At 67.8% G+C, this 8151-nt stretch carries 3 protein-coding genes and 1 pseudogene; 1 reads left to right on the top strand and 3 read right to left on the bottom strand.

What is annotated here, in order from left to right:
• Positions 1–1388, top strand: a 1388-nt coding sequence (locus BST12_RS32375) for a hypothetical protein (RefSeq protein ID WP_083116437.1), incomplete at its 5' end; no start/stop codon positions are given.
• A gap of 30 nt (positions 1389–1418) precedes the next feature.
• On the opposite strand, the gene BST12_RS27980 is transcribed toward BST12_RS32375, so the two are convergent.
• From BST12_RS27980 to BST12_RS33870, 3 genes and pseudogenes are all read right to left on the bottom strand, one after another.
• A complete protein-coding gene (locus tag BST12_RS27980) occupies positions 1419–4346 on the bottom strand; it encodes an AfsR/SARP family transcriptional regulator (RefSeq protein WP_083116436.1) in 2928 nt (975 codons plus the stop codon).
• A gap of 73 nt (positions 4347–4419) precedes the next feature.
• Positions 4420–7353 carry an AfsR/SARP family transcriptional regulator gene (locus BST12_RS27975; protein WP_083116435.1) on the bottom strand — a complete coding sequence of 978 codons (2934 nt, stop codon included), beginning with the start codon at positions 7351–7353 and terminating at the stop codon, positions 4420–4422.
• Between the two features lie 10 nt (positions 7354–7363).
• Positions 7364–8151, bottom strand: a pseudogene (locus BST12_RS33870) (hypothetical protein); the annotation flags it as partial.

Genomic DNA, 8151 nt, shown 5'->3' with positions numbered 1-8151 from the left:
TCTTCCCCGCGCTATCGGCCAGCTTCTCGGCCACCTTCCCCGCCCTCTCGGCGGCCCTCAACGCCACCCTCAGCGCCGCACTCTCGGGCAGCCTGCCCGCCTTCCAAGCCAGCCTGTCCGGCCTCAGCGCAGCGTTCAACGCCGCGTTGAGCGCCGCGCTGTCGGGCGCCCCGGCCCTACAAGGCGCCCTCAACGCCTTGATCACGGCAGGTCAGAACTTCGCCGCCGGATTCAGCGCCATCCTGCCCGCGCTATCGGCCAGCTTCTCGGCCACCTTCCCCGCCCTCTCGGCGGCCTTCAACGCCACCCTCAGCGCCGCGCTGACGGGCAGCCTGCCCGCCTTCCAAGCCAGCCTCGCAGGCCTCAATGCCGCCTTCAACGGCGCCCTGAACGCCGCAGTCTCCGGCGCCCCCGCCCTACAAGGCGCACTGAACGCATTACTGACTGCCGGACAAAGCCTGGCCGGCAACTTCAGTGCCGTCTTGAGTGGCGGGCTGCCCACTCTTCAAGGCGCCCTGAATGGGCTGATTCAGACGGGTGCGAGCCTGGCCGGCAACTTCAGCGCCACCTTGCCGACTCTGGCCGCACAGCTCACCGGCGGCTTCGGCACCGGTCTGGCCAGCCTCAACACCGCCCTCAACGCCGCGTTCACCGCCGCCTTGTCCGGCGCGCCGACATTGCAGGGTGTCCTGACCGGGCTGATCACCGCCAGCCAGAACCTGACGGCGAACCTCAGCGCCGCGCTGCCCGCGCTGAGCGGCGCCCTCAGCGGCAACTTCGGAGCCAGCCTGGCCGGACTCAACGCAGCGCTCAACGGCGCGTTGAGCGGCGGCCTCACCGGCCTGAGCGCTGCCCTCAATGGGGCTCTCGGCAACCTCGGCGCGGCCCTGTCGGCAAGTCTCAGCGCCAACCTCGCTGCCCAGCTCAGCGCGGCCCTCGGGGGCAGCCTGCAGACCGGAATCTCTGGGCTGGTGCAAACCGGCAACGCATTGATGGCGGGCCTTACCGGTGGCGCATCCGGACTGATCCAAACCGGTCAAGCCCTGGTGACCAACCTAGGCGGAGGTCTGATGAACCTGGCCCAGACCGGTGACTCGCTGGCACGGATTTGGATGAACGCCGCGACTCAAATCGCCGCCGTAATCGACAGCTCCACGGGTGCGAGCTTCGGTGTCGGGCTCTCTGGGTTCGGACAGACGGCCGCTAACCTGGCGACCACCATTCAGGGCGCGCTCGGCGGACTGACCCAGACCGGCGGCACGTTGTTGCTGTCGCTCAACGGCGCCGGCCTCGCCCTCGCCGCCGACCTCCGCGACGTGCTGACCAACCTCCAGCTCGCTATCCAAGCGGCGCTGCGGGCCAGCTTCGGCTTCCAAGTAGGAGGCTGAGCCGGTGCGCCCGGCGACGCGGGCTAAGCATCAGACGACCGGTGTAGCCGCGCGTTCGGCGTACCGCTGCAGACTCGACCTCGCTCGGCTGACCGCTGCGGCACGGTCGGTCACCGAGACGAAGTATGCCTCGAAACGCTCGGCGCCCAACCGGTCCTTCAGCGCCGCCAACTGAGCGGCGCGCAGAGGCGACTTTCTCCCCGACTCCAGCAATGCGCAGTGCAGGAATACGGCGTCGTCGTCGGCGCCGAGCCGCGCCAGCAACCTGGTGATGTAGCGCAGACTCAACCACTGCTGCGCCCGATCACCAAACCGGTCCCAATGGTCAAGCACCTCGATGAACATCCGTGCCGCATGCGCGGGATCGCCATGAACGACACGCGTCGCGGCGGCCTCCATCAATGCGATTCCGTACCACCAGTAGTTCTGCACATCGTGGGCAAGCCTGGCTGCCTCATCGAACAGCTCCAGCGCCCGTTCCGGGTCAGCACTTTTGAGCTGATAACCAAGTGTGAAGTAGGCGTTCGACTGCGCGGTTGGGTTGGCAATGGCGTCCGCGGTCTCCACCGCTTCCATTGCGGCAGGCAGAGCCGCGTCGCGATTGCCCAATACGCCGTGACAAATCGCTAATTCAGAAACGGTCTGCGCCAGTCGGATCAGGTCATCGGAACCGCGGGCACGCACTGCCTCATACTCCCAATGCGACAGCACACCGGCCGGCCCAGATTGAAAGAGCGCTACGTCGGCAAGCACGTCTGCGGGATAGGCAAAGCGCGCAGCCCCGCGCCCAGGAACACGCCCGTCAGCGAGCAGCGCAAGATGTCGCGCCAGTTCGAATTCGCCCTTCGCCCACCTAATCCGCGCCGCTGTGCCCACCGCGGCCGCGAACAGCGGATGGTCGGGGTGCGCGAGGGCGAGCGCACGCTCCGCCCAACCACCTACTTCGTAGCCAATCCGCAAGCCGGCGAACTCTGCGACACCGGTGACCAATCTCAGCGCAACATCGAGGTCGTCGCCGTCCAGCGCGTGCTCGAACGCCGCGCGCATGTTGTCGTACTCGGGCAACATCTGCTCGACCCATTCGCGTTCATCCGGACCGAAAAGTCCGGTGGTGGCCCGCTCGGCGAGTTCGGTGAAGTAAACGGCATGGCGCATAGCCAGTTGCTTGTCAATTCCCTGCTCCTGCAAGCGCTCTCGGCCGTAGCTACGCAGTGTCTCGAGGAGGGCGTAACGGGTCCGGTCGGTGACAGTACGCACGACCACCATGGATTTATCGATTAGACCGAGAAGCAACTCGAGCGTGTCGTCCTCATTCGCGCCCGCGGCCCCGCATACACCATGGGCACCGTCCAAGTCGAACGAACCCGCGAACACCGAAAGCCGGGCGAACAACGCCTGCTCGGGTTCGACCAACAGCCGATATGACCAATCGATCGTCGCGGCCAAGCTTTGCTGGCGGGCCGGCGCTCCGCGCACCGCACCCCGCAGAAAACCCAACCGGTCCAGCCGACGAACCACATCAGGGGCACTCATCACCCGCATCCGCGCGGCCGCCAACTCCACGCCCAACGGCAGACAATCAACCCGCCGGCAAATCTCAGCCACCGCATCGATGGGCTGCACATCGAAATTGAAGTCCGGCCGGCCGGCCTGAGCCCGCTCGGCGAACAGCCGCGTCGCATCCTGCACTGAAAGGGGCGACAGCACGACAATCCGCTCGCCCTCCACACCTAAAGGTTGTCTGCTGGTCGCCAGCACCGACACCCCGGGACAGTGCCGCACGATTTGCTCAACCAGCCCCGCCACGGTCTCCAGCAAATGCTCGCAGTTGTCGACCAGTAGCAAGGTTTGCCGCGACCGCAGGTACTCGATCACCGACTCTTCGATGCCCATACCCCGCTGTTGGCGTAACCCCAGCGCGGCGGCAACCGTGTGTCCTACCGCGTCACCGTGCTCGACAGGCCCCAACTCGCAGATCCACAACTCCTCGCCAAAGCGTTCCTGCTCACGTCGGGCAACCTCCCAGGCCAGTCGCGTCTTGCCGACGCCACCTACCCCGGTCAGCGTCACCAGCGGCCCAGCTCGCAGCGCGGCAACGGTCCGAGTCAAATCATCTTCATGGCCGACAAAGCTCGTCGCCCGCCGCAAAGCAACCGAAGGCATCTTGTGGACGGGAGCAGAGGGAGCCGGCGCCGAATCGGTCAGCGGTGCGGCGTCCGGCTGAGAATCGCCTCCGGTAAGGATCTGATGATGTACATCACGCAGTAACTGACCCGGTTCGACGCCGAGTTCATCGACCAGCCGCAAACGCGTCTGTCGGTAGGTGTCCAGCGCGTCGGCCTGCCGGCCACAGCGATATTCCGCCAGCATCAGTTGCGCGGCCAAACGTTCGTCCAAGGGGCGGGCAGCCTGCGCAGCAAGCAACTCGACCAGCAAGTCGGCGTGTCGCCCGGCGCGCAGGGCGACATCGTTGCGGTCTAATTCCACCGCGAACCGTTCCGCTTGTACACCGCTGCGAACTTCGTTGACCCACGGCGTATCCAGGAACATGAACGGCTCGGCAGACCACATACCGAGCGCGCGATCGAACAACGCCGCCGCCTGCACCGGGTCCGCGATGGAGCGCGCCCGAGCCACCAAATCCCGGAAGCGATGCAAGTCCACCGACAACGCGTCGGCGGCCAGCATATATCCGGCCGGCCCCCGCGAAATCGCCACGCCCCCGGCATCGGCAAGCAGCGCTCGGAGCCGAGACACATAGCCCGCCAACGAGTTTCGCGCGCGCCGCGGTGGCCGATCCGACCACACCCGGTCCACCAACTGCTCCGGCGACACCGCGTGGTTCACATCGATCAGCAGCGCAACCAGCACACACTGCCGGCGCGCATGACCGATATCCAGCGGCCGCCCATCAACACGCACTTCGACGTCGCCGAGCACCCGAAACTCGACCGTCATTCCGGACACCCCTTCTGCCGAAGGCGCACATGTCGTGCGAAGCATATGTGCCGCATCAGCAACCTTCGAGGGATCACCGGGCCGGAGGCACGGCATGTTCGGCGTACAGCTGCAGAACCGACCGCGCACGGGCGACCGCGTCGTGGCCGTCGGCCGGCGATGCGCCATAGGCATCGAAGCGCTCCGCGCCCAGCCGATCCCGAAGCGCGCTCGAATGGGCCGGGTGCAACGGCGACGGCTTGCCCGCATTCTGCAAAGCATGGTGCAGATAAGCGGCGTCTTCGTCGGCGCCGAGCCGGACCAGCAGCCTGGTGACATAGCGCAAACTCAGCCACTGCTGGGACCAGTCTCCGACCCGATCCCAATGCTCTAAGACCTCGACGAACAGCCCCGCCGCGGCCGCGGGCTCGTCGTGCACCGCACGCGTTGCCGCCGCCTCCATCAAGGCGATGCCGTACCACCAGAAATTCTGCACCTCACCGGCCAGCCGCGCGGCCTCGGTGAACAGTCTCAGCGCTCGCCGAGGCTGAGATTTCTTGAGCGCGAAGGCAAGTGCAAAATACGCCGTCGACTGAGTCGTCGGGTTGGCCGTCTGGTCGGCGACTTCCACGGAGTCGCGCGCAGCCGGCACGGCGCTATCGCATTGGCCCAGCATGACCCGACAGGTGGAGAGTATGCAGACGGTGTGTACCAGCCGGACCGGATCCTCCTCTTGTCGGGCACGTGCCGCCTCGCGGTCCCAATACTCGAGCACCGTCCGTGCGTCGCCGCCAAAGAGGGACACGTCGGCCAGCACATCGGCTGGGTAGGCAAATCGCGCGGTTCCCCGTGGTGGAACATGCCCCTCGGCAAGGGTTGCCAGCCGTCGCGCGCCGGCAAAGTCGCCACGAACCCAGCGACCGCGCGCCGCGCTACCCGCCACCGCGGCGTACAGCGGGTGCTCCCTGTCAGCGACAGCGAGCACCCGCACGGCCCAATCCACCACCTCGTAGCCGATCCGCAGGGCGACCAGCTCAGATGCCGAGGCAACCAGCCGCAACGCCAGATTGACGTCGCCAGCGGCCATCGCGCATTCGAACGCCGCGCGCAGGTTGTCGTAGTCGGGCAGCATCCGCTCAACCCAGTCGCGCTCCTGCGCGCCATGTATCGCGGCGCCGGCGCGTTCAGCGAGTCCGGTGAAGTACACCGCATGCCGCGTCGCATCGCGACTCTCGGTTCCCTGCTCGCGCGAACGCTCTCGGCCGTAGGCACGCAGCGTGGTCAACAGTCCGTACCGCGTGCGGTCGCTGACGCTGTGCACATACACAATCGACTTGTCGACCAGGCCGACGAGCAGGTCGAGGGTGTCGTCTTCCTCGGCTGCGTCGGCCCCGCACACGCAGTGCGCGGCCTCGATGTCAAACGAGCCCGCGAACACCGAAAGCCGCGCGAACAGGTCTTGCTCTGCTTCGGTGAGTAGCCGATACGACCAGTCGATCGCCGCGGCCAGACTCTGCTGCCGGGGCAGCGTCCCACGCATTCCGCCACGCACGACGTGCATGTGGTCCAGACGACGGATCACGTCGGCCGCGCTCATCACCCGCATCCGCGCCGCTGCGAGTTCCACGCCCAACGGCAGGCAATCGACCCGCTGGCAGATTTCGGCCACCGCCCCGGTGGATTGCCGGTCCAGGCTGAAGTCCGGCCGGCTGGCCTTGGCCCGGTCGACGAACAACTGCACCGCGTCGTCCACCGACAACGGCGGCACCACCACCAGGCGCTCACCCTCGATACCCAACGGCTGCCTGCTGGTCGCCAACACCGATACCGAGGGGCAGTGCTGCACGATCCGCCCGACCAATGTCGCCGCCGCGTCCAGCACATGCTCACAGTTGTCGAGGACGAGCAGGACCTCACGCGAACGCAGATACTCGATCACCGAATCCTCGATGCCAAGGCCGTGCTGGTGCCGCAATCGCAGAGCAGCGGCAACTGTGTGCCCCACCGCGTCACAATTGTCCAGCGGCCCCAATTCGCAAATCCACGCTCCACCGCTGAAACGCTCCTGCTCGCACAGCGCGACTTCCCACGCCAGCCGCGTCTTGCCGACGCCACCGACACCGGCCAGCGTCACCAGCGGACCCGCGTGCATCGCATGCACGATCCGCGCCGAAGCCTCCTCGTGGCCGACGAAGGTAGTCACTCGCCGCAATAGGCCCGAACCCGGCCCGCCGCCGGCAAGCTGGCGGGCCGGCGTGGCACGCCGCGCCGGTGGCGGAAGGGCCAGCGCCTCCTCCATCTCGCCGGCGAGAATCTGCTGGTGTACGCGTTGTAAGGCTGAGCCTGGGTCGATGCCGAGATCTTCGACAAGCCGCCGTCGGGTGTGCCGGTAGGTCTGCAGCGCATCAGCCTGCTGGCCGCAGCGGTACTGCGCCAGCATCAGCTGTCCGGCCAGGCGCTCATCGAGCGGGTGGGCGGCATGCGCGGCAGTCAGCTCCACCAGCAACTCGCCGTGCCGACCGGCCCGCAATGCCACGTCATTGCGGTCCAATTGCGCCAACAGCAGCTCGGCCTTGAGGGCGTTGCGCACTTCGACGAACCACGGCGTATCCAAGGACGGGAAGGGCTCTCCCCGCCAGAGTTCGAGTGCGCGATCGAACAATGCCGCGGATTCAGTCGGTTCCACGGTCGCTCTGGCCTTCGCGACCGCGGCCTTGAAGCGGTGCAGATCTACCCAGGACGGATCGGTGGCAAGCACATATCCGCTTGGCTCGCGCGAAATCGCCGCCCCCGGCACATCAGCGAGCAAGCGGCGCAACCGGGACACGTAACTGGTCAAGGAGCTGCGGGCCGAGAATGGCGGATTATTCGACCACACTCGGTCAACGAGTTGCTCCAGCGGGATGCGATGGTTCACGTCGACCAGCAACGCGACGAGCACGCACCGCTGGCGGGCATGCCCGATGTCGAGCGCCTGCCCGTCGATTCGGGCCGCCACATCGCCGAGTAGGCGGAAGTCGACCTTCATTCAGTCCCCACTAGCCGTCCTGGCCGCGCGCACCCTGGTCACCGTCTGCCCCGGCGTGGCCCAGCTGGCCCGCGATCGTCGGGCCGGTACCGGCACCGCCGGCCCCACCCGATCCGCCGTCGCCGCCCAGCCCGCCGGCACCACCGTCGCCGCCGACACCCGCGATGCCGGCGTGACCGAACAACCCGCCGGCTCCGGCGTGGCCACCGTTGCCGCCGCCACCTCCGTCACCACCCGTTCCCCCGACGCCGCCGTCGCCACCGACACCGCCCGCTGCATTGAGTCCGCCGAGTCCACCCGGTCCACCCGATCCGCCGGCGGCGCCAAAACCGCCCCCGCCTCCGATGCCGCCGGCACCGCCGTCACCGCCGAGCCCGAACAGCAGGCCCCCGCGACCGCCGTTGCCCCCCGCGCCGCCGGCCGTGCCTGCGGCCCCGAACGCGCCGGTGCCGCCTACGCCGCCAGCGCCGCCTCCACCGCCATTGGCATGGCTGCCGTCGTCATAGGTCCAGCCGGCACCGCCCGCTCCGCCTTTGCCGCCGGTAGCGCCGGTGCCGCCCATACCGCCGGTCCCGCCCATGCCGCCCTGGCCGCCGGCGCCGTCGCCCTGACCACTGCCCCCGCCGGGGAAGCCACCGGTTCCACCTGCGCCGCCTTGACCGCCCGCAGCGCCGGCGCCGCCTTGACCGCCGCTCCCGCCGATACCTCCCGCGGCGGCATCGCCGCCGAAGCTGCCGCCGCTTTGCGGGTTACCGAACAAACCCAGCCCGCCTCCGCCGCCGGTGCCGCCGGTTCCTC

The organism is Mycobacterium angelicum (assembly GCF_002086155.1).
In the GTDB taxonomy this organism is placed as follows: domain Bacteria; phylum Actinomycetota; class Actinomycetes; order Mycobacteriales; family Mycobacteriaceae; genus Mycobacterium; species Mycobacterium angelicum.
The sequence above is the reverse complement of the archived record's forward strand: the minus strand, read 5'-3'. Positions and strand labels throughout refer to the sequence as shown.